This is a genomic window from Paenibacillus sp. NRS-1782 (assembly GCF_050467685.1).
Lineage (GTDB): Bacteria > Bacillota > Bacilli > Paenibacillales > Paenibacillaceae > Paenibacillus > Paenibacillus terrae_A.
In genome coordinates this window covers 71,782-96,253 of sequence record NZ_JBITPH010000024.1, presented here as the reverse complement: position 1 = coordinate 96,253, position 24,472 = coordinate 71,782, and the positions used below count along the sequence as shown (strand labels likewise).

The following is a 24,472-nucleotide window of genomic DNA, read 5'->3' as shown; positions in this document are numbered from 1 at the left end:
ACTGTCGGATTGAACCCTAGGGGGAAGTATGTATGGAAAGCAAAAAAAATGATATTTTACAGGCAGCCATTCGGCTGTTCTCCAGAAAAGGCTACTCTTCAACATCTGTTGAAGAGATCGCCAAAGAAAGCGGAATGGCGAAGGCATCCTTTTATAAATATTTTCAAGGAAAAGAAGAGCTTCCTTTGGAAATGTGTATCATTCTGGAGAATAACATTGAACAAGACATCCGGGCACTTTACAGCAAGCCTGACCTTACTAATCATGATAAACTGCACAGGTTTATTGTAATCTATTTAAAAAATATTGTTGAAAATAAGGTGTATCTTATGATAGATATGCCTGAACCATCCATGCTTATTTTTCAAAATGAGCAACTCAATGGCGCCTTCGAACAACATGAATACAAGCTGTACAAATGGGTACGCGATTGCTTGATTGACGTTTTTGGACCGGAGATTGAAGATCACGCATGGGATATGACCTTTGTGCTTAAGAGTATTGTATTTGAATACATTCGCTTCTTTGCAGATCGGATGAATGATGAAACGGTTGAGCAGCTTGCGCAATTCATCATTTTCTTATCCCGTTCCTTGGTAGCTAATCTGAATAACGCTGATTCCATCCCTCATTTGTTCCGGAGCAAGCAGGGCTGGTTACCTGAAAGTACTCTAAGCAATCCCTTTGACCAAGGTCGCCAGATTAACGGCCTTCTCCACTCTCTGGAAGACAGTATACTGCTATCTTCATGGAGTTCAAAGGAAGAAAAGCAGGAGTATCAGCAAATTGCAGCTCTATTAAAGGAAGAAGCTTTGAAACCGAATCCCCAAATAGGTCTTTTAAAAGCTCTATTCTCATATTTGGAGCAGCGTAAGGAGCTAAAAAAAGTTTGTCAGTTGCTCCAAAAGCTGTTGAATCTTACACCTCTAACGGATTAAGCGTTTAGAAATTCATCACAGTAATTCACAACTTAGCTTGTAAAATACATCAAAAAAGACTGCTCATGTAAATCATGAGACAGTCTTTTTTGGTGTTATTAATTATATTTGATAGCATATGAGAAATTACAGACCTGCTTGCACTCTCAGAGCGTCAGCTTTGTCTATGCTCTCCCATGGCACATCCAGATCTGTACGACCAAAGTGACCGTAAGCAGCCGTTTGCTTGTAAATTGGACGACGCAGATTTAGCATTCGAATGATACCTGTGGGGCGAAGATCAAAATTGTTGCGAATCAGTTCAACGAGCTTCTCGTCGCTGACTTTTCCAGTACCGTATGTATCGACGCTAATCGAAACTGGTGTAGCTACACCAATGGCATAAGCAAGCTGAATTTCCACTTTGTCTGCCAAACCGGCTGCAACAAGGTTTTTCGCTACATAACGGGCAGCGTAAGCTGCGGAACGGTCCACTTTGGTCGGATCCTTACCAGAGAATGCTCCCCCGCCATGACGCGCATAACCGCCATACGTATCTACAATGATTTTACGGCCTGTCAGACCTGCATCCCCTTGAGGTCCGCCAATAACAAAGCGACCTGTAGGATTAATGTAATACTTGGTTTGCTCATCCAGCAATTCCGCAGGAACAACTGGCAAAATAACCTTTTCCTTGATGTCTGCTTGAATTTGCTCCAACGTAGTATCTTCTGCATGCTGCGTAGAAACTACAATGGCATCAATACGAATTGGCTTGCCATTTTCATACTCTACCGTTACCTGGGTTTTACCATCCGGACGAAGGTATTTTAGTGTTCCATCCTTGCGCACTTCGGCCAAGCGGCGTGCAATACGGTGAGACATGGCGATAGGCAACGGCATCAGCTCAGGTGTTTCATTCGTAGCAAAACCGAACATCAACCCTTGATCGCCTGCTCCAATGTTTTCCGTTTCTTTATCTACTTCAGCAGGATCACGGCTCTCCAGAGCAGCGTTAACCCCTTGAGCGATGTCCGGTGATTGTTCATTCAAAGAAGTCAATACAGCGCAAGTATTATAATCAAAGCCATATTTCGCACGTGTATAGCCAATTTCCTTAATCGTATTGCGTACAATGGATGGAATATCCACGTATTCCGATTTGGAGCTGATTTCACCAATGACGAGAACAAGACCAGTAGCTACTGATACTTCACACGCTACCCGTGCATTAGGGTCGTTAGCCAAAAAGGCGTCCAATACGGCGTCGGAAATCTGATCACAGATTTTATCCGGATGACCTTCTGTTACAGATTCAGACGTAAACAAATGACGGCCTTTTACAGACATGAATTTCAACCTCCCACAATTAAAATACATGAGGATTTATATAAAATCCTGACATGGCAATGGCATTAGCCAGACACTCTCACGCCAACATGTGGCCGGAAAATGACTTCTATACCTGATTAACAAAAAATGAACCTTTTCCGGTAGGAAAAGGTTGCGTACAAGCCTCAAATGCCATGATATCCTATTTAAATCAAGGTGTCAATTCATATCGCCCAATTACAAAGGGCCCCACTAAGGCAAATTGGCAAGAGCTAAATTTCTGATTCACGTGAGGATAGCCTTATTTTTAAAAACGACTGCACATCAAAATCAGTAAAAATTATTGCAACTTACAGGGTACCAAATTCAGATAAGCTGCGTTCAGCAGATTGTACCAGTCGCTTGGTAATTTCACCACCTACAGAGCCATTCTGTCTTGAAGTCAAATCGCGCCACTCCACATTTGCGCTTCCTTTAAACTCACCCAACTCCGCAGCAAACTCACTGTCGGTACTCGGATGTATATGCGCATATTGGGGATTATAAACAGGAAGCCCAAACTCAGCAGCAATTTCATACTTCAAATCATGTAATCTGGCACGGCTTTCGGGAATCAATCGTCTCTGACCTCTTGATGCCATCGTACACACCTCCATCAATTGTATTTTCTTTCATGAAGTTAGTGTGCAGCGTTTGGAGTCAGCTTAGCCAAGAACAATTTGCTATCCCAAGCAGTATTTACGAAAAAGAACACTCCAACATACAATCTATTGGAGAGTATAACCTCCACGTACCATGACGACCAAGCCAAACTTCTGGCCTTCTTTTACCTGAATACCTCTTCCTTCTCTAGGAAAGGATAGTAAATGATTTTTCTCAACTGCCTGATTATGGACAATCTCTGTTCCGGATGTGATATCAATAACTCCGCTGGCATCCATACTATAAACAACAGCATACCCGTTACGTAAAATAAATTCCGCTCCAACTTTGGCAATCAGCTTTTGACCAGGCTTTACATCAACAACCTTCAATTCCTCGGTCTGTTCCACAGCTGTGGAAGTTTTGCCTGAGCTAGTAGCTCCAGATATTGTGGCGTTAGAAGTAGCGTTTGTGGTAGGGGCTGCTGAGCTAGTCGCTTTACTATTAGTGCTACTTGCCGATGCTCCACCTTTGATTGCCTGAGCGATTTTCTGGTCAACATAGCTTTTGGTTACGACTGGATCATCAGCTGTACCTGGTTGTCCAGAGCTGGAGGCTCCATTAACTGAGTTGTTCATTAAGGAGCCTGCGACTATTCCTCCTCCAAGCAAAACTGCTGCCAGCGATACTTTGTAGCGTGATTTCATAAATATCCTCCTACAGCAGGTTAATGCATCTGTAAAAAAAATTATATTAGCATTATTATTGGCTTGCTTTAAGAAGAAGCGCCTTGCAGAACCCAAGGTTTATTATAAGCCATCTTCAATGTATCAATGCTCGTAACTATATCTTCTGCTTGCTGTTCAGCCGTGGTCACTTTCATATTAGCCTCATAAACCTGAAGTTCAGTAGCTAAACCCACATCAAATTGCTTTTTAGCCATATCGGCCGCACTTCTAGCGCTCACTAAACCAGCTTGAATTTGAGAATACTGACTTTCCAAGCCTTTAATGTTGTTATAAAGAGTTCTTACAGCTTCTTCAAGAGTTCTCTTTGTACCCTCTGTAGCATACTGAGCTTTCTCAACATCAAGTTGTTGAGCTTCGTATGGCGTATTTCCTTGAGTATTAAAATTGTAGAGTCTCAAGCTCAGTTCAGCTAAATCCACTTTTTGCTCACTTAACCAAATAGCCGTACTGCTGGTAAGTACTTGGCTTACCTTAGTTTCCACATTATCTTTGAATTCAGAATAAACAGGTTTATCCTTCAATTCGTAACGTTGCTCCGGTTTATAGCCAATCGCTTGATTCAAAGATACATATGCGCTATCCAGATCTTTTTTAGCCTTGTCTAAAGCAGCTTGATTTTGAGTCAACTGGTTGGTTGCTTGAGTCACCTCATAATCGCTCGACATTTGATTATCTCTTTTAATTTGTGCAACTTTCAGCTTGCGCTCAGCATCTTCAATGTTCAAAGCAGCCAGTTTAACTGCATTTTGCTTTTGAAGAAGCTTGTTATAAAGATCCTTCACGTTGTATTGAATGCCTTCCTTAGTCATCTCTAAGTTTTTCTTTGTAGTCTCATAGTTAAGATTTGTTTGAGCATAACCTTTGAAGGCTTTATCAGAGGCTTCAACACCGGCTTCAGCAGGAACAAAGTCAATATTTTTGCCTGCTTCTTTCATGATTTTCCCAGCTTGATCAATACTGGTTTCTCCTGATTTAACTGAGGTACTATCAGCTATAGCCAGTTTAACTGCATCACCATAGGTCAAAGAATCATTATAGTAGGTATCATAAGTAACTTTAGTCACAGGAGATGTGAAAGGCTTACTGGATAAGCTGTTGGTTTGATCACCAGCAGTGCTTCCATCAGCTTGATTTGAAATAGTTACCGTCCGTGTAGTCTTATCCCAATTTACTTTGGCGCCTAATGATTGGCTCACAAAGCGCAGAGGAACGAGCACTTGACCCTTTTGAATTTGAGTAGCTGCATCGAGTTGTACAGGAGCACTATTCTTATAAGCAAGTTTAGAACCCACATTTAAAGTTAACGTATCATTATTTTTGGATGCAATTACTTTTTTAGCTTTGCTATCCCATTCTACTTGTGCTCCCAGGCTTTCAAAAACGCCGCGAAGAGGCACTAAGGTTGTACTTTGACTAATCACTGGTGACTGTGTATATTGCTGAGTTACTCCGTTAATAATAACCTTTATATCACTTGTCTGAGCCCCTGCAAGATTGGCAAATGCAGAAGAAAGAACCAATGTGGAAAGTACCGCCACTCCAAAACGTTTCATAATTTCTCTCCTTTGTCAATAAGGCTAATAAAAGAAAAGGGCTCCAAAAGGAACCCTCTTCTCATCTAATTCAGTTAACTCAAAAGAGTTGCTCTTAAATTAGTTTTTGTTTTCAACAGTAACTGTTTTTGCAGTTGCATCATAAGTGATAGATGCATCCAGCGCTCTGCTCACCCAAGCGATTGGCAGTACAGTACGGTTTTTGTTAGTCACAGCTTTAACGTCCATACGAATCACAGAACCGTTAACAGTCAACAGGTTTGTGTTCAGTTTGATTTGAGCAACAGTGCTACCTTTGATCAGGGTAACTGTGGAAGTTGCTTTGTCAAACAGGATGTTTTGTTGGGATACACCCAGAGCTTCAGCTGCATAACGTACTGGCAAGTAAGTGCGTCCGTTTTCAGCATAAGGAGCTACTTCTGCTGTTTTACTTTGACCATCTACAGTGTAAGAAGTGCTTCCCAGTGTGAAGACAGCTTTAGTACTAGTAGCACCTGGAGCTGGAGTTCCAACAGTTGCGATTGCTGTTTCAGCAGCTGCAGTGTTGTTGTCTTTCCAGTTTTGAGTGTTCTCAGATGCGCCTTTGTATGCAGTGTAAGAAACTGCGCTACCTTTCAGCTTAGCTACGATATCGCCTTGAGCTACAGTACGGTCAACAGTCAGCTTAGGAGCTGTGATTGTGATTGTACTTGGAGTAGCACTTTCGCTGTCAATGTAGAAGCTCAGACGGCCTTTGTTGCTTTCGCCGTAAGTATCAGTAGATACGCTCTTCACTTTAACATCTCCAGCAGTTACTTTCACTTCTGGAGTAGCAGCAAAACGTACGCCTACTGGCAATTCCAAGATTACTTCACGGCTACCATCTTTCTTAACGAAAGCTTCTTTAGCTGCTTCAGTAATTGTGATGTCCCCAACTTGTTGGTCGCCCAGACCGATTGTCAGGGTTGGTTTGGATGCAGCAGCCAAAGTCACTGCTTGCTTCACAGCTGCAACCTTAACAGTACCGCTCAGACCTTGGCTACCAGCAACATCAACGTTCAGGTCACCGGAGAAACCTGGTTGTGTAGCAACTTCAACGTTTTTCAGTTTCAGGCTACCAGCGTCAGTAGTGCTGTTAGCGTTGTTGAAAGTCAATTTCAAAGTACGTTTGTCAGAGTCAGTATAGGAAACCTCTGCTCCACCCAAACCGTTAGTGTTCTCCATAGAACCGGAGAAGTTGCTTCCAGGGTTGTTGCTTTCAAAGGTTGACTGCCAACGAGCACCTTCAGGCAGACGCAAAGTTACAGTACGTCCTTTTACAAAGGAATTAGCAACAGTTTCTTTAATTACGATATCACCAATTTTTTGCTCATCATGACCAGCAAGAATTGTTGTTGGAGTAGCAACGGAAACGCCACCACCGATTTGACCATAGCTACCAACTACAAGGGAGCTAACGTCAGTCGTTGCGTTACCAGAGATACTTACAGTAACATCGCCCTCTTTAGCACTGTTTTCATCATCAACATAGAATCCTACAGGCAATTGGAAAGATGTTTGAGCATCACTTACTTTTCTCAAAGACAAAGTAAGTGTATCACCATCACTAGAATACTTCACATCATCTGACTTAATTGCTTTGTCTGTATTGGAAGTAAACAAAATAGTGGCTGGATTTTTAGGAGCGGAGTCCCATTTGAAACCGCTAGGCAATTTCAATTTAATATTGCTGTTACCCAAAGAACCAGCAGTTTCTTCTTTAACTTTCAAAGTTGCAGTAAAGTTTTCTTCACTGGAAACCGTATCAGCAGCAGACAAAGATACTTGACCAGAAGAAACTACGTTTGCAATTGTTACTTCACCGCTAGTCAAACCACTTGCAGAAGCAGCGTCAATAGAAACTTTTACAGGGCCATTGCTAGGGCCAGTAACATTGATTTTACCAAAGTTCAGGTAAAGAGTAGCATCATCCAAAGAGTTATCAAAATTCAAAGTTACTCTTGCGGAATTATCAGTCAACTTTTCAACTGTCAATGGTTGGCTTGGGAAAGGGTTGTCAGTAGTAGCCTTGGACTTGTTATCCCCAGCGTCAAGATAAACACCCAAACCATAAGTAGCATCGGTAGCAGATTTAGCAATATTTACTTGATCAACCGCAGTAGCACCAGCAAAATTAAAGCCTTTAGGCATTGTAACAGTGAAAGATGCCCCAGGAGCAACGGAAGCTTGGCTAATAGAAACTTTTGCTCTACCCAATGTAATAGGAGCAGTGGATTGTCCTGAACCAATACTTGGTGTGTTCAATGAAGAATAGCTAGAAGATGCATGAACTGCAGTTGGTGCAGTCAGTGCTGCGATTGGAGCTGCAACACCAGCAACCAATGTTGCTGTTGCCAGCACGTTGATCATTTTTTTATTAAACTTTGTCATAACCTTTTTTTCTCCTCCTTGAATATAACCAGAAATATTATTTTTGTCTTTTTGTCGGATCTTGTCACTCATCAGTAGTTACACCTCCTTTCCGAGCTTTATGAGAACCCTTATAAAATGATATCTGTGACAATATCACAGAAGCTTGGAATCTAGTTGAAAGAAAGCGTCCATTTATGACGTACTCCAGTATTATACAATGTGATAACAATGTCGTAAAGAATTTTTTTAGCGAATTATGTCTTTACGCTTTTGTACCCCTTTGTTTTATACTCACCCAATTAGACGTAGCATGGGTTCGAAAAGTTGCGTCCGTTTCAAAAAAAATTTTATTTTTTTTGAATATGTATTCCGCTTTCCTACAGTCATAATTATACTATTGAACCTGTTCCTCCGTCATCCTACAACTTTTACCTGTTCAACCTTAATGTACAAGAGTTCTCTTGCGCAATTATGGTAGTCCCTTAATGAGTATATTCACTGTACGTTATCCATAGAATATAAAGGATACATAAATCCCAAGGATACGCCCAAGTTAAACACTTAAAGTAGCAGGTACTGACGGAGGGTCAACAATTTTTATAGCCTACACACCCAGAACAAAACAAATTACTTCACTATATTAACCTTAGCACCGTCAGTAAGCAGGCTTATCCCCTTAACGGCAATGGTCTGACCCTCGGTGAGCCCCTTGGTTATTTCAACCTCTTTGGCGCTTTCCTGACCTGTTTGCACTTCTACCCGTTTAGCAGTAGCACCCTCAACTACATAAGCATACTTTTTCCCAGCTTGCTCCGTAATGGCATCCTGTGATACCAGAATGTTTTGTGCAGCTTCCGATTTCATATAAACATACACAACCATACCGGATTTGAACTCGCCAGATGGATTGGGAACTGAAATTTCGACAGGATATGCCTTGAGATCATTATCCATAACCGGATTGACCGCTGTCACTTTAGCCTCTATTCGCTTACCCAATGAGTCTACCCCTAGAGTTACAGTAGAGCCTACATTTAGCTTAAGCAAATCCTCCTCAGAGACATTTACTTTGGCAAGGATCGGATTGGTATTTGCAATTGTAGTTACAGCTGACTGAGCGCTGACCATTTGTCCTGTTGTACCAGTCACAACTGAAATGGTGCCCGACATAGGCGCTCTGACTACAGCGTTGACAAGCTGACTACGCGCAGTATCCAAAGCAGCCTTGGCCTGATTAGCCGAAGCACGTGCTACATCAATACCCGTTTTCTGTTGTGCAAGCCGCAATGACTTCTGGGCATTAGTATATGTGGTCTGAGCACTTTCCTTGGATGTTTGCGCATTATGAAGTGAGAGCTGGGCGTTTTCCAATGCAGTTTGAGCTCTTCTATACGCTATTTGAGACTGTTCCAGGTCAGATTGCGAAACAGCACCAGCACTAAACAACTGCTGGTTACGATTTAGCGTATTCTGAGCATCACGCACGGAACTCTGGGCATCTACCACAGCAGTCTGCGCTTGGGTAATGGCATTGTCTTGCTGTACCAGTGAACTCTTAGCCTGATCCACAGCAGACTCTCCCTGTTGAACAGATTGCGCTGCTCCGCTTTCAGCTTGCTTCAAATTAGCAAGTGCAACCTGGTAAGATTCCTGAGACTGTGTAATCGTGTCGTGAAGGTCTTTCTGATCAATCGTAAACAAAATATCGCCCTTGTTTACCTTTTGTCCCACCGTCAAATTAATGCTCAGTATTTTTCCGCTAATTTTCGGGGCAACCTGAGCCGTGTCTTTGGGCGCAAAACTGCCTACAATACCTGATGAATCCTCAATACTGCCTTTAGCCACTTTTGCTACCTGGATCGGAATCGTTTTCTGCACCGCGGCTGGAGCGGCGGGGGCTTCCCCCCCACCGCAGCCTGCCAATGCAACTGACAAAAGCAATGTCGTGGCAATCAGAGCACTTTTTTTATTCATTATATCTCTTCACCTCATTATTAAATGTGAACACTCTTTTGTTGCAGCTTTGCTTCTTTTTTGAGCTGTCTTTTCAATTTCCGTTCTTTACCCTTTTGTATCCTATTATCCAAGATAACGTAGACTACCGGAATAAGAATCAATGTAATAACAGCTGCGAAGGATAACCCGAATACAACAACAACTGCCATCGGCGCTTGTGACTCGTTACCACTGCCTGTAGCAAATGCCATTGGGAGCAAAGCCAGTACAGTCGCCAGCGTTGTCATCAAAATCGGACGCAACCGCTCAGACGCTCCATGAATAATAGCTTCATCCCGATCTTGTCCTTCATTTCGGAGCTGAATGATGAAATCAATCATGACGATAGCGTTATTGACAACCAGGCCGACGAGCATAATGTAACCGGTTAGAGCCGACACACTAAGACTAGATCCTGTTACAACCAAACCAATAAGCACACCTATTAAAGTAGGTGGAATCGAGAACATAATAACAAACGGCGTAAGCAAGGATTCAAACTGCCCTGCCATGACCATATAAATCAGCACTACAGATAGCAATATAGCTACTGCCAGATTTGTAAAGGACTCCATCATTTGCTCATTTTGTCCGCCACCCGTATCTGCACTGTATCCATCAGGGAAGTGAGTACCTTGTAGAAGAACATCTATTTTTTGATTAACTGAACGAATGTCTCCTGTTCCGTCTATGTCAGCAGTAATCTGTACTTGACGTGTTTGATTCTCGCGTGTAATAGTCTCGGGAACCTCACGCTTATCAATACTGGCCACTGATGACAAAGGCACATCAATCCCTTGTGCAGTTGTAATCCGCAATGTTTGCAGATAAGCCAGATCATGGCGATACTCATTCGGCAACGATATCTTCACATCAATCTGGTCTTCTCCGGTACGATAGCTTGTAGCAACCGAGCCGTTAAAGGAGGTACTCACAACAGACAAAATTTGAGATGCTGACAAACCATATCGGCTGGCAAGCTCTCGATTAATCGTAATCTCATATTCTTCACGAGTAGCATTCAACGTACTCTTAACATTCACCGCTCCCGGAATATTCTTAACCTCAGCCACGAGATTATCCGAAAGCTCCCGCAACACTTCTATATCATCGCCCCTCAGGTTGATGTTTACGGCTGCTCCACTTGATAGCCCGGAAGAAGCTTGAATAATGATTTCTGCGTCGGGAATATCCACAATTTTTTGACGCAGAGCATTTACCACTTCATCAGTAGGCCGTGCCCTATCATCCTTCAGTGTAACACTAATGTTTGCAGCATTAGCAGAAGATGAGCCAGATACGCCCGTTGCTCCGCCTCCAGATCCTATATTTACTATCATTTTTTCAAGTTCAGGAATCTTTAAAATTTCCTTTTCAATTCCTTCAGTAACTTTTTGTGTTTCTTCCAATTTGGTTCCATTAGGCATCGTTACAGTGACGGAAAACTCCCCTTGGTCAGATTCAGGGATAAATTCCGTTTTAACCATAGGAACCAAAGCTGCTGCAGCTACAAACATAAGCAAAGTAGCTGTCAAAACACTTTTACGATGGTTAATCCCCCATTTGAGAATATGGCGATATCCGCCCCTCAATTTTTCAAAACCGATATTGAACCAGATAATCGGGTTAATTCCTTTATAAGTACCCGAAGAATATATGGACTCATCTGGAACAGTAGGCAACCAACGTGAACTAAGCATGGGTACAATCATAAGTGAGATTAGCAGCGCAGCAATATGAGAGAAAATTACGGTCAAGGCTAACGGCTTAAACAGTACGCCCGCAATTCCATCTACAAATACAATCGGTAAAAACACTACGATTTGTGCAAGTGCAGAGGCCATGACCGCATTCCCCACTTGTTTGGAACCATCAATAGCGCCCTGTAGCATGCTTTTGCCTTCATGTCGTTGTCTAAAAATATTCTCGATAATAACGACGGCAAAGTCAACAAAGGACCCTAGACCCAGTAGCAAACCACTCAATGAAATAATATTAATGGTTTGTCCAGTGAAATACATCATCATAAATGTGGCTATAAAAGAGATTGGAATTACGATTGTTGCAATAATTGTGGAACGTGCGCTATTAAGGAATAACATTAAAACGATAGCTGCGATAATAAGTCCTAGCACAGCATGCTCTAATAATGAGTGAACAGAGTCGCTAATCATTACGGAAGCGTCAGTGACCAAATCAAGTTGAGTACCCGCAGGCAAATCCTTACGGATTGCATCCAAATTGTCCTTCACCGAATTAGCAATGGAAAGTGTATTCCCTCCCGTAGCCTTTGTAAGAGAGATATTAATACTTGGCTTACCATTGTATGTAGAAATGGTTGTAACATCCTCTAAAGAATCTTCAATGGTTGCAACATCCTTTAATTTCACACTGCCTTTGCCCACAGTGATCGGAGTCTCTCCCATTTCCGAAACAGCCTGATATTCACCTTGAACCCTGATTTGAATCTCCGTATTACCACGATCAACAGAACCTGCAGAGCCGGACACATTATTAGCTGCTAGCGCCTGGTTAATCTGATCTAAGGTAATACCATAACTTTGCAGCTTGGCTTGATCAACAGTAATCCGAACCAAACGTTCTTGTCCCCCAGTCACACCGACTGAAGCAACTCCTGAGATTCTTTCGAGATGTGGTTCAATGATATCCTCTGCAATAGACTTTAATTGGTTAACATCTTGTTCACCAGTAAATGCGAGTGTAATAACCGGAGTTGCATTAATATCCAACTTCAGAACACGTGGTGCATTCGCACTTTTAGGAAGTGAACCCCTTACAGAATCCAATTTGTCACGCATATCCAATGTAGCCTGATTAAGGTCTACTCCCCAGTTAAACTGAATCATAACCATGGAAGTTCCTTCGGAGGACTGTGACGTGACCGTGTCTACATCCTGAATGGACGATAGACCTTTTTCAATAGGCTTAGTAACCAATTCCTCAACTTCTGTCGGTGTCGAATTTGGAATACTGGTCACTACCAAAGCAATAGGCAGCTTCATATCCGGCATCTGCTCAACAGGAAGTCTTAACGCAAAAATACCGCCCCCGATCAACAAAGTAACAATTAACATAAATACTGTTACAGGACGGCGTATTGAAAACTGAGACATCTCATCACTCCCCACTCACTTCTTTGTCTAATATTTAAGCACACTAATCCTCTACTACGATGAAATAGACGTAAAGTTTCAAATAAGTGTACAAAAAGAACATATAAGCAAATAATAAACACATTTTGAGATAAGTACTTAAAAAAAAGTAGTTAATTTAAATGCATTTATGGTAGTTCAAAAACAAAAACGCTATAAACTTACCTATCAGTTATCTGCTCATTGTTATTATGGCATAGGCCCTTAATCCCAGTCAAATAGCTGATTTTCAAAAAACATCCCTCTCATGTATATGAAAGGGAATTCCATTTTCGCATGGAGGGATGTTCAATAAATTCAGTTTTTTAAGGATCTAGATTTTAGGAAGCAACTTTTTATCAGCCATAACTTTAGCTATGATAACGGCTGCATCTCCACGCAAGGTCAGAGATGTAGGATTAAACATATATCCTTTTTTCAGATCACTAGCATCAACAGGTGAACCTGTGATAAAGCCCTTCTTGGCAATCGCAAGCACAGATGCTTGTGCATAGTAATCAATCTTGTCTGCATCTTTAAAGGTTTTAGACAGGTTCTTCATGATCTTGTCATGATCTGTCTCCAGCTTCAAATTCAATGCCTTGGCAATAATGACCGCTACATCCTGACGTGTAATTACATCTTCCGGCATAAAGATTCTTGGTTGCGAACCTTTTACAATACCGGCACGTGCGGCTGTTTCAATATAACGATAATCATAGAGGGCATCTGCCGATATCGTATTTGGAATAGAGACGTCATCAAAATGCTTCGCACCGCTAAAATTAAGAGGAATTTGCAGACCTTTGACAATCATAGACGTGAATTCGCCTCTTTTAATGTAGCTGTCAGGTCCAAAGCTATTAATTGGATCCATTGGGTTCATGACACCCTTAGCCAGAATGGACTCAATGTAATCTCTGGCGTACTTGTGTTTAATGACATCACTATACGTTTCTCCAACCTTAGCTACAACATAGTAGCCGAAACGATCAAACGGTACTTTAATGGTATGTTTCTTCGGATCTACCACACCACCAATGTTCTGCCAATCTTTAAGATCCGAATCAAAATAGAACACTGTCATTTGTTTCCCTGCATCCTGCGCGATACTGCTATCATACGTCAAGGTTAATGTTGCACGCTTGGATGGTACTAATTCATTAGAAGGATCACGCCAGTAGAAGTTTTTGATCTTACTACTGTCATTTTGCGACTTATTAGCCAGTTGATAAGGATCGGCACCATAAGTTACCGGATCGTAAGCATCCGTTTTGATATCATCTGCTGTACCTGGGTCAATCCAGAATACCGGGCTTGACTTGGTAAAACGAGTTGGGAAGTCTCTGCTGAAGTATCTACTTCCATCTGCAATCAAGCTCCGCATATCTGACAATGCTTTTTCAGTTTCAAATTCATGCCGGTCTACCACACCGTCTTCGCTATTTGCTATCGCAAAGTACAATGTATGACCAGAGAAAACCTGATTTTTGAATTGCTGCGGTTGATCATAATCCCGACGAATCAGACTAGTTCCCTTAGCAAAAGCAAGTGTAAGATTACCATCAAACACTTTGTGCGATGTTTTCATCGCTTCCATGTATTGCTCACCAGGAATATTGGTAGGCACATATTTAACCGTAATGGTCTGTTTCAGTTTATCTTTACCTTTTGTAACCACTACGTCAATTTTATTATCTTTGTTGGCCTTTAGACCGGTGACGATGGCTTTGTAGGTTGAAGGGTAATCAACAGTGCCATCATAATCAGAATCGAATCCCTCTTGAACTGCTGTTTCCTTACCTACCATAACACTATCTGCATTACCTACGTTCACAACCACTTGCACAAAGTTTTGATTCACGATTCTCTTTTCAGGAAGCGGACGCAAAATATCAAAAGATGTGGATTGACCAGAAACTTGCAGTCGGAACGTTGCAAATGGTCCGCTCTTGCCACTGTTGTACAAGGTAATGTTATAGGCTACTGGTGTTCCATCTTGCGGAACAGTTTGGTTTTTCAACACAAAGCTGAAATACTTTTTGTCCGGATGATAGTACACGAGCAGGTCTTTTAAATCTTTATTTGTAAATTTATCTGTAATAGAACCAGAGTTGTATGTTGTCTTAGCATCTTCGGCTGAGTAAAACTCATTATTCAGCGTCCAATTAACCTCGCTGTCGTCCGATCCTTTAATTTCCAAAATGTATTGGTCTTTATTGGAAATATCACTTAGCGAACCATTGACCTGATCCGCTTTACCCAAATCAGCAATACTGAATGTACCAAATACATTGATATTTTTCAGGGATGTATTGTAATTGGTATCATCCACTTTAGTGAAATTAGCATCTTTTGTTTTCGGTGCAATTTCGCTATATTTCGGAGCACTGCTCAAGCCACTAACAGGTGTAAAAGGAATAATCCCCTGTGTGTTTGCAACTGGAATTACTGGAATATTGGTCTGTGTAAAGTTTACTTTTACCGTATTGCTATATTCAATACCTGGCTTGTACACAAATTTGATTTCATTATTCCCGCTTGCCAGTGCGTTGGCTGCGGCTGGTTCCGAGGAAGAAGCAAGTTTAAAGTCCGCCCCTGAGCCATCTAGATCAACCAATACATTATTAATATACAGGAATACATTACGGTTACTTCCAGTGTAATGAATATCTGCTATGTTGCTCACATCAAGCAGTTTACCTTTAAAGTAGCCCAATTGAGTCAGCTTATAGGTATTCAGGTTTGAACTGGAGGTATTTAACGGAATTTGTTGTCCGTCATAAATCGTATCATACTTCATGAATGGACCCTGCAACAGATTCACCGTGGCTTTAATTAACTTGGTCGAGTCACCATTCAGGTAAAAATTCAGTACGTTCTGTCCTTCTTTAGGCAAAGTGTCTACATAAGCGATGATTTTCTTCACTTGTGTTGGCTTGCCATTGATTGTCCGAATCACATCTTGAGGTGATCCTACAGTATGAACCGTTACTCCAGAAAGCTCACTGATTGAAGAAGGTGCACCGTTAACAACGATGAACTCCATACCTACAGGAACAGATGGAGCATCTGTAGTCTTGTTCTTCATAGAGCTTCCAGTTAACTTCATAGCTTCATCTATGGCAGTTGCCTGATCAGACCCGCTACCATTAATTCTGTTCAACAATTGATTGTTAAAATCAGGAAGATAATTTACATCATCAATATACGGCTGAGTGCTGCTGCGCAATGTAAATTGGACAGCAGATGGAGCAGGCGGGGTACTGGTATCACTATAAGTTAGACCCAAGGATACTCTGGTCAAATGATCCACCACAACCCCTGAAGGTACAGTCACCTGAAATGGATATACCTTATAGCCATTGGATGTAACCACATTAGCAGTATCAATCGTGGCATCAATCCCACTAGCACTACCCACAGCACTGCCATTGTTACTGACATCTGTAAACCTTGCATTAATTGTAGCCACTCCCGGATCAGATGCACCGCCTGGAACCAAAACCTTACCCTTCAAAACAACTCCACTCGTAGATGATACGGTAAAGTCAGGCGAAGTGGTCAGATCGGCCGACACATTCCCATCCATGTTCAGGTTCAAATCGGAAAATTCAGGTTTGCCCGTATAGATTGTAATTTCACGCGTAACCGTTAGAGCCTGAGTTCCGTTACCCACTTTAAGAGTCACTATATTTTTACCCGGACTAAGTACAACACTTCCTGTTAGTTTATAACCGGTATAAGAGTTAACAGTATACGTATTACTGCTTTTTGCAGACGTGAGGGTTACGCTATCAGCATTAGGCGCTATACCTTGAATGATCACTTTAACGTCATCCGTACCGTTATTACCCGCGTCTGTGAGCACAGCTGTTTGGTTCTCTACTAACTGTTCAGTTTTACCGTTCAGCGTAGCAGACAGATCATAAACCTTTGGTCCATCCTGGTACTCTACGTAAATAGAATCCTTCATATCCGCCGAGTTTTGGCTGCTTTGGAATGTGATTCGGTTCAAACCAGGAAACAGTTTAATGTCTGAAATTTTAAGAGTGGAGCCAGTGACCGTGATTCCGCCTTTTTGGCTCTCGTTTTTATTTACCACGTTAAGCGTCGTTCCATTTTTGGAGAGTTGGAATACACTATATGAAATTGTGCTTCCGTTCACTCCATTAATCGTTCCGTTAACTGTGATACGGTCGGTGTTTACCGATCTGGCTGAATCCACGTCGTATTTTTCATTTGGAAAAATAAAATAAGTTCCTGTCGCAGCATGAGCCGTGCCTACCAGGGCCGCCGGCACCAAGCCAATGATGAGACCAACCGTCAGCAACATAGATAGCAATCGTTTCAAATCATTGTCCTCCTTAGATTCTGTCGCACCTTGGGGCACGTAATCATTCAATACCTTTTTTATCGGCAGCAAACATACAAAAAATTAGTAAATACGCAAAAAAGGAGGGAGTTTTTTCTTAGTGAAGAACAAAAAAGCCCTCAAACCCGCGGTATACCGCCAAGCTTGAAGGCTTACTTTTAAAATAAAAAATTATAATTTCGAACGAGTCTGAGAATCTGGCTTAGCCAGCAACCGAATCAAGGTGTTAATCACCGGACGTTTGGTTTTACCAACAAGTCCAATAACCTCGGCGCCAATCTGCAAGAAGAACATCATAATACATATCACGACAAAGATAACCCAGTTCGCTTCATTAAGCGCAGCATATGATTGAATCACGGCTAATACACCGAAAAATGCAGCAATAGCGTAAATGATCAATACGGTCTGTCTGTGGCTAAAGCCCAATTCACGCAGGCAGTGATGTAAATGACCTTTGTCTGGTGAAAAAATCGGTTTCTTCTGCAACTTGCGACGAATGATTGCAAAGAATGTATCTGACAAAGGTACGCCGATAATGATCAATGGCGTAATAAACGATACAATAGCGATCTGTTTGAATCCAAGCATCGACAGCATCGCCAGACAGAAGCCCAAAAATAGAGATCCTGTATCACCCATAAATATTTTTGCAGGGTGAAAGTTAAAAAACAGAAATCCGACAATGCTGCCCAGCAGCACCAGACAAAGCATAGCAACCATATAGTTGCCCATCAGAAGAGACATTACAAAAATCGTTCCGATTGCGATTCCCGAAACACCAGCAGCCAGTCCATCCAGACCATCAATCAAATTGATGGCATTCGTTACACCTACAATCCAGAAAATCGTAAGCGGGATGGAGATCCAGCTTTCCAAAGAAGAGTATGCATCCTGAAAAGGCACATTCACAAAATCAACACGAATATCAAAAGCAAATACAACCATACACGCAACGGCAATTTGAGCCATAAATTTCAATTTTGCATTAAGATCAAAACGATCATCGAGAGCACCAATCAGTGTAATCAGCGTTCCGCCAATCAAAAAGGCTGCGATAAAGTTAATATCCCTTGAGGACAGCATTCCTTCAGGCACAAAAGGTAAAATCGCCAATAAGGACAAAAGAACTGCCAGGAAGATCCCCAGACCGCCAAGACGCGGCATAATTCGGGTATGTACCTTTCGGGCATTCGGCACATCGACGGCTCCAACCTTCACAGCAAATTTCTTGACAAGCGGTGTCAATAACAGCGCAAGTCCCAGTGCCATGATGAAACCAATAATATAGATCAATAGCATTTGATCATTCGACCCCCAATTTTAAAGCAATCCCTTTTCAGATGTAACCGCATTGAATTATACTCTGATCGAAAATAAATACCAAGCTTCATATTCTGGCAAATTAGCGGGTTTTGAAGGCAGATTCAAGCTATTTATCACACTTTTGTGACGTTTTCTTTTTCACGCATCACTTTCATGGCGAATTTCGGCAGCGCAAGCATTCTTTTGTAGCGACTTGGCTCTTTCAGTAGCCTATACAGCCACTCAGCTCTGAACTTTTGGAACAATTTAGGAGCGCGTTTAGCTTTACCTGATATGACATCGAAGCTACCGCCCACTCCCATCATCACGGGAACACCTAATTGTTCTTTAAATTTACCAATCCAGGGCTCCTGTGTGTCCGCTCCACGTGCTACAAACAGCAAATCGGGATTTGCTTCACGAATAGCTGCAATCACTGCTTCATCCTCTTCCGGTCCAAAAAATCCGTCACGCTTGCCGCAAACCGTAATTCCGGGATAAAGCTCATGTACCCGTTGTGCAGTCGCTTGAATCACTTCGGATGTCGATCCGAGCAAATAAACCTTCCAATGATAGTTTTCTCCAGCTCCAAGTAATTCATGTAACAAATCAAAACCCGCCACACGTTCTGGTACTGGATGCCCTACATAATTCGCGGCCCAAACCACGCCAGTCCCATCCGGGACGATGAGCTCCGCCTGCTTCATCACGGACATGTACATTGGATTTTCCAATGCAGCCATAACCATAATTGGATTAGCAGTAATTACTTGATGCGGACATCGAGACTCTACCGCTTGGATCAATACGTTTAATGTATCTTTCATATTAAGCCTTGATACCGGAACACCGAAAATCGGGACGGTTGGCACATTCGTAACCTTATTAACTGTCACTGTATCCATCATCCTTTGCGACACAAGTAATTAATGATATGCTGTGCCGGTAAGCGAGCCTCGCTTTTTAACAAAGCAATTGCCGCTCCCTGGCTCTCGATCCATTGACTCCGCTGATCCAGCAATCGTATAGCCTCATTAGCCAGCTTTTGACCATCCAGCGCTTCTGTGGTGCCTACAGGCTGGCTACCGACGCGGCCGAGAAAATGGTCAATTTTCGGATCATAGGATATCCCCAACGGGGGCACATGATGGGATGCTGCATAAATCAAGCTGTGCAATCTCATCCCGATCATCAAACTGCAACGGCTGACTTCCAGCAGCATCTGCTGAGGATCGGTAACCTGCTCACACATGCTGACACGGCTGCCTGTTTCCCTAACATCCCCTAACAATTCCATTACCATCCTAGAAGCCTGCTCATCGTCTGGCAGATGGAAAGGAAAAAAGCGCAAATGTACACGGCGTCCAGCAGCTAATTTCTTCAAACCATCTGCAATCGCGGTTAATTCACGACGCTCCTTGTCCCAATAACGTACGGACACACCAACGATCGGAAGTTCATTTCCCCCTTCGACAGCCGCTCCCTGTAAACCTTCAGAATGGGAGGGCAATGGAAGCCCCATTACGGGATCGGGAACAACCTCGACAGCAGGGCGTTTTAATTTCATGGTACCCAGTAACGCCGCAGACTGTTCATCTCTTACAGATACATATTCGCAGCGCTGAAACACAGACCGGATCATAGGGTAAAATATCTTCCGTTGTACCGGACCAATGCCTTGAGCATACACAAACGTCGGCTTTCCGGCCCACTGAGCCAGCTTGAGAATCGCCAGATAATAAGGAATGCTTTTGGGACTTGTTGCGTCCTGAAGCAAACTTCCGCCGCCGCTGATTAATCCGTCACTGTTTTTAATCGCTCTCCGAACTTCTCCCAGACTCATACGTGGTACGGCTTCTACTCCGTACATCTTCTGCGTCCAATCGGGGTCCGAAGACAGCACAACAGGCTTAACCGTAATACCCGCCTGACGGCTTTCCTCCTCTAATGCTGTCAAAATCGACTTGAGCACTGCCTCGTCTCCACTATTGCGAAAGCCGTAATAACCCGAGATTATTATCGTTTGAACGGTGGTGACCATTTCTTCCAACATCCTTCCAGCACTTGCCACACGACAATTGCAATAATTCCCAGAATCAGACCAAATCCCAATCCTAGCAGCCCACGACTAAGCGAGAGGGCCGCTGGCGAATGAATGTGAGCAAAGGTATCGACCATAGAAGCTTGACCAATAGCAGCGATAATCAGCAAATAGATCGCTTGGCGATATTTCAACGCAAGGAATGCACCTGCAATAAACAGTGGGTGTGCCATCAAGAATTCCTTATTACGTGGACGCACACCAAATGCATTCTCAAGGAAATTTCGGAAAACCAGCTCTGTGTTAGACACGGTACCCGCATTTCCGGTACGACTCAAATAGTACACTCCTGCGGCTCCAATAACAGCCAGTACGATGACCCATAGTGCGGTAATCGGCGTGCGCAGCAGCTTTGAGATTTCTTCGCGTATAGAGACACCCCGATAAAAGAAAATATATACTGCCGCCAAAAAAATCGGCATAATGTGAAGCAAGCTTACGCCTCTAAACTGGTTCAGCACAAGGCTGTAAGCAATACTATTCAATAACGCAATAATAAACGGTACAGCAGCCAACGACAAGACTGCTGTCTGGACGTACAATACAAGTGCTTGAACGAGACGACGACCTACTGAAAGCTCAGACTCCTGTTCACGTTTGATTCTAATCGTACGTACAGCAATAACCATTGCAACTGTGGGTCCGCTAATCGCTGCAAGTAGTGCCAAGCCCTGCTCCATCAAGCTGGAGTTCAGAACGTAAAGACCTGCTGATCCAACCAGTCCCAATCCAAATGCTAGCAAGGTCAATGCTGGAACAAAATACGACACCATAATGGAGAAGAAAGCCAGTGCCCCCAGTACAACCACCAATTTCAGATAACGCTGGTACGACGAATCAACCACTTGAAATGGTTCAGCCTGTCCCAGCTCAAATCCCTTTTTCTCCATCCGTTGAACAGCATTACCCGGCTTGTCCAAACTATGGATCAAGTTATCTACAGAATCCTTCACTTTGGCCTCAGCCACACTGCGGGTCGGAGCTGTATTAAGATAAAGCATGCGAATGTTGCGATCCTTGGTCGCCAATGCAAAACGATCAGCCAACGTCTCCACATCAAGCGTTGAATCTTTGTCGCTCAGTGAGTACAGGCGCACAACGTTATATTTTATAGCGTAAGCCAGCTTGTTGAAGCCTGCCTGCGGTTTTTTCAAGTTTTCAATAGCGGCCAGGCCAATATTGTATTTGTTCAGTAATTGAGCGAATGCCGCCAGACTGTGTTCTTTCTCATTATCTGTAAACCCCTTGACAGAATCTCCTTCAAACAAAATGCGTTTTACGCCATTCTCCTGAAAAGAAGCCAACGTCTCTTCCGTCAATTCCTGATTGTAAGGAAGACTGTCGCTCATCCGAGGAACGATAAAAAATCCTTTACTCCGAAGTTGTTTCATGGCAATCGGATCAGGCTGCATGGGTTTGAGATACGCATCCTCTGGAGAAGTTTCTACTACGAGCCCTTCATGACCCTGATAAGTCCATGGTTTTACGTTAATGTCCAGACTGTTAAAAGTACGTTCAATTAACGGCCTCAATGCCGCAGCGTTTTCCTGATCAGTGAAAACAACGTACGTAAAATTTTCGTTGGCGGGTGATACCCGTTTTTCCATATCAGAGATGTTCTGAGTCGTATAGGTTACAACATGGCCTGCTTTACGGAAATCATCCAGCGTGCTTTCATACATTGCCATACTGTTCACACCGGCCTGTTTTAAGCGGTCAAGCTGCTCATTCAGGTAATCCTGCGGGTGAGCCTGATACGAAGCTGCCTCTGTCAAATCCCGATAGTCGAATATGATCTCTACTTTTTTACTTGATGCTTCTGTCTGCAGACGATCGGCAATTACAGGAATGGAAGCCAGCAAGCCAAGTGCAACCAGAATCCATAACCATTTTCGAGAAGCCGTATTCCAATACTGCCATTTCTGATACACCAAAGAACCTCCTTAATATTCGGAATTTTTCAAAATCCAACGCTGCTCACCTTACCCTTACTCAGTTGTTGGCAGGCCACTCATTGGATTTTGCAAAATCCTCCGTCACCGGAATAAGCTTATTTTCCCAAAGCCTCTTCCAGTTTATTCTACAACACAGAAATGACCCCCACGGCGTACTGCCCTTTGCCGTGAGAGGTCACCGATTTCTTAGTTCGTATCCAATTACCTTACCCTATTCTATTATAAATGGATTTAGCTCAAGCGTCTACGCGTGCCATAACAGCTTCCACCAGACGGCTGATTCTTTGCTCAGCATCTGCCAGAGAGGAACCTCGTACGGCAAAATATACTTTAATCTTCGGCTCGGTACCGGAAGGACGCAAGCAGAACCACGAACCGTCTTCCAGTAAGAACTTAAGCACATTCTCTTGCGGAAGTCCGTCCAAACCCTGTGAGTAATCCAGCACTTTTTCCACCTTCACACCTGCAATTTCCAGAGGAGGGGTAGTACGCCAATCCGTCATTTTGCCTTGAATCTGCGCTACTCCATTCTTGCCCTTGAGTGTGCGGGACTCCAGCTTCTCCAGAAAGTAACCAAACTGCTCGTACAGCTCCTCTAGAACATCATACAGCGTCTTGCCTTGGGTACTGTAATAAGCAGCCACTTCAGCGATCAGCATAGCCGCCAAGACCGCATCCTTGTCACGGGCATAATTACCTGCCAAATATCCGTAGCTCTCCTCATAGCCAAACAGGTAGGTATAATCGCCTGTTTGGTCAAACTGATTCATTTTCTCACCAATGTACTTGAAGCCCGTAAGCGTGTTAAATACGGTTGCTCCAAAATGCTCAGCAATCACTGCGCCCATTTCACTCGTTACGATGGTTTTAATGACCGCTCCGTTACTTGGAAGCTTACCCGTTTCTTTTAGCTGGTTCAATAAATAGTAGACCATGATCGCGCCAGACTGATTACCGGACAATACTACATACTCGCCGTCACGGTTTTTCACAACCGCTCCCATGCGATCTGCATCCGGGTCTGTACCGATCAACAAGTCCGCACCAATCTTTTCACCCAGCGCAATCGCCAGCTTGAAGGCATCGCGTTCTTCCGGGTTTGGTGATTTAACAGTGGAAAATTCAGCATCTGGCTGTTCCTGTTCAGGCACAATATGAACCTGCTCAAACCCGATTTTCTCCAGCACGCGGCGAATCGGTACGTTGCCTGAGCCATGAAGAGGTGTAAAAACAACCTTGAAGTTTTTGCCCGGCCCCGCTGCAATCAGCTCACGATTAACACTCACACTGGCTACCGTATCCACAAACGCTTCATCTTCTTGCTCTCCGAGCCAAACCAGCAAGCCCTGGGCCTCTGCTTCTTCACGTGTCAGACGGTGAATATCAGCAAAAGAAGGAACCTCATGGATGTAACCGATAACCTGCTCGGCCTGATCAGGAACAAGCTGACCACCTTCATCGTTGTATACCTTGTATCCATTATATTCAGGAGGGTTATGGCTTGCTGTTACGACAATCCCACCACTGGCTCCCAAATGTCGTACGCTAAAAGAAAGCTGTGGCGTTGGACGCAAGGACGGGAACAGCTTGGCAACGATGCCGTTGCCTGCCAGCACCAAAGCCGCATCCAAAGCAAACTCTGGCGAGAAATGACGCGAGTCATGCGCGATTACAACCGAAGGCTTCCCTTCTTTCCCCGCATGCTGCTCCAAAATATAACGAGCCAGTCCCTGAGTCGCACGTCCAATGACGTAACGATTCATCCGGTTGCTACCCGCCCCGATCACTCCGCGCAGACCACCTGTGCCGAATTCCAGCTCTTTGTAAAAGCGATCCTCCAACTCCTGCTCGTTGCCTTCCAATGCGCGCAACTCCTGTTTGGTTTCTTCATCAATATAAGGGTCATGCAGCCAGCTCTCAATGCTTTCCAATGCTTTTTTACTCAACTGCGTCATGCCAATTTCCCCTCTCCGTTTTTGGTTGGTCAAGACAGGATTTCTATGTA

General features: G+C 43.3%; 14 protein-coding genes. 1 reads left to right on the top strand and 13 read right to left on the bottom strand.

Annotated features, from left to right (window positions below; translation table 11 throughout):
* Positions 1-32: 32 nt before the first annotated feature.
* Positions 33-938: a TetR/AcrR family transcriptional regulator gene (locus ACIFQM_RS10895; protein ID WP_430038610.1), complete on the top strand. Its 906-nt coding sequence runs from the start codon at positions 33-35 to the stop codon at positions 936-938.
* 126 nt (positions 939-1,064) lie between these two features.
* On the opposite strand, the gene metK is transcribed toward ACIFQM_RS10895, so the two are convergent.
* From metK to ACIFQM_RS10830, 13 genes are all read right to left on the bottom strand, one after another.
* Entirely contained in the window at positions 1,065-2,267 is a 1,203-nt protein-coding gene (gene metK / locus ACIFQM_RS10890) for a methionine adenosyltransferase (protein ID WP_044648613.1), read from the bottom strand.
* Between the two features lie 332 nt (positions 2,268-2,599).
* Complete coding sequence (locus ACIFQM_RS10885) at positions 2,600-2,890, bottom strand: small, acid-soluble spore protein, alpha/beta type (RefSeq protein WP_430038612.1); 291 nt, start codon at positions 2,888-2,890, stop codon at positions 2,600-2,602.
* Positions 2,891-3,016: 126 nt separating this feature from the next.
* The gene (locus tag ACIFQM_RS10880) at positions 3,017-3,598 is read right to left on the bottom strand and encodes a hypothetical protein (RefSeq protein ID WP_430038614.1); all 582 of its coding nucleotides are present in this window, start codon (positions 3,596-3,598) and stop codon (positions 3,017-3,019) included.
* A 68-nt stretch (positions 3,599-3,666) separates the two neighbouring features.
* A complete protein-coding gene (locus ACIFQM_RS10875; protein ID WP_430038616.1) occupies positions 3,667-5,193 on the bottom strand; it encodes a stalk domain-containing protein in 1,527 nt (508 codons plus the stop codon).
* Positions 5,194-5,292: 99 nt separating this feature from the next.
* A complete protein-coding gene (locus tag ACIFQM_RS10870) occupies positions 5,293-7,674 on the bottom strand; it encodes a copper amine oxidase N-terminal domain-containing protein (protein WP_430038618.1) in 2,382 nt (793 codons plus the stop codon).
* 537 nt (positions 7,675-8,211) lie between these two features.
* Positions 8,212-9,558: an efflux RND transporter periplasmic adaptor subunit gene (locus ACIFQM_RS10865; RefSeq protein WP_430038620.1), complete on the bottom strand. Its 1,347-nt coding sequence runs from the start codon at positions 9,556-9,558 to the stop codon at positions 8,212-8,214.
* A 20-nt stretch (positions 9,559-9,578) separates the two neighbouring features.
* Positions 9,579-12,713 carry an efflux RND transporter permease subunit gene (locus ACIFQM_RS10860; RefSeq protein ID WP_430038622.1) on the bottom strand — a complete coding sequence of 1,045 codons (3,135 nt, stop codon included), beginning with the start codon at positions 12,711-12,713 and terminating at the stop codon, positions 9,579-9,581.
* 352 nt (positions 12,714-13,065) lie between these two features.
* Positions 13,066-17,085 (bottom strand): S-layer homology domain-containing protein, encoded by a 4,020-nt coding sequence (locus tag ACIFQM_RS10855; protein WP_430038624.1) that lies wholly within the window; start codon positions 17,083-17,085, stop codon positions 13,066-13,068.
* A 192-nt stretch (positions 17,086-17,277) separates the two neighbouring features.
* On the bottom strand, positions 17,278-18,408 hold the full coding sequence (locus ACIFQM_RS10850; RefSeq protein WP_430038626.1) for an MraY family glycosyltransferase: 1,131 nt from the start codon (positions 18,406-18,408) through the stop codon (positions 17,278-17,280).
* A gap of 137 nt (positions 18,409-18,545) precedes the next feature.
* On the bottom strand, positions 18,546-19,307 hold the full coding sequence (locus tag ACIFQM_RS10845; RefSeq protein ID WP_430038628.1) for a WecB/TagA/CpsF family glycosyltransferase: 762 nt from the start codon (positions 19,305-19,307) through the stop codon (positions 18,546-18,548).
* Positions 19,308-19,315: 8 nt separating this feature from the next.
* Positions 19,316-20,452 (bottom strand): polysaccharide pyruvyl transferase CsaB, encoded by a 1,137-nt coding sequence (gene csaB, locus ACIFQM_RS10840; RefSeq protein WP_430039052.1) that lies wholly within the window; start codon positions 20,450-20,452, stop codon positions 19,316-19,318.
* Entirely contained in the window at positions 20,428-22,443 is a 2,016-nt protein-coding gene (locus ACIFQM_RS10835; protein ID WP_430038629.1) for a DUF5693 family protein, read from the bottom strand. The genes csaB and ACIFQM_RS10835 overlap by 25 nt, the downstream gene beginning before the upstream one ends.
* A gap of 260 nt (positions 22,444-22,703) precedes the next feature.
* Positions 22,704-24,422 carry a phospho-sugar mutase gene (locus ACIFQM_RS10830; protein ID WP_430038631.1) on the bottom strand — a complete coding sequence of 573 codons (1,719 nt, stop codon included), beginning with the start codon at positions 24,420-24,422 and terminating at the stop codon, positions 22,704-22,706.
* Between the last annotated feature and the right edge of the window lie 50 nt (positions 24,423-24,472).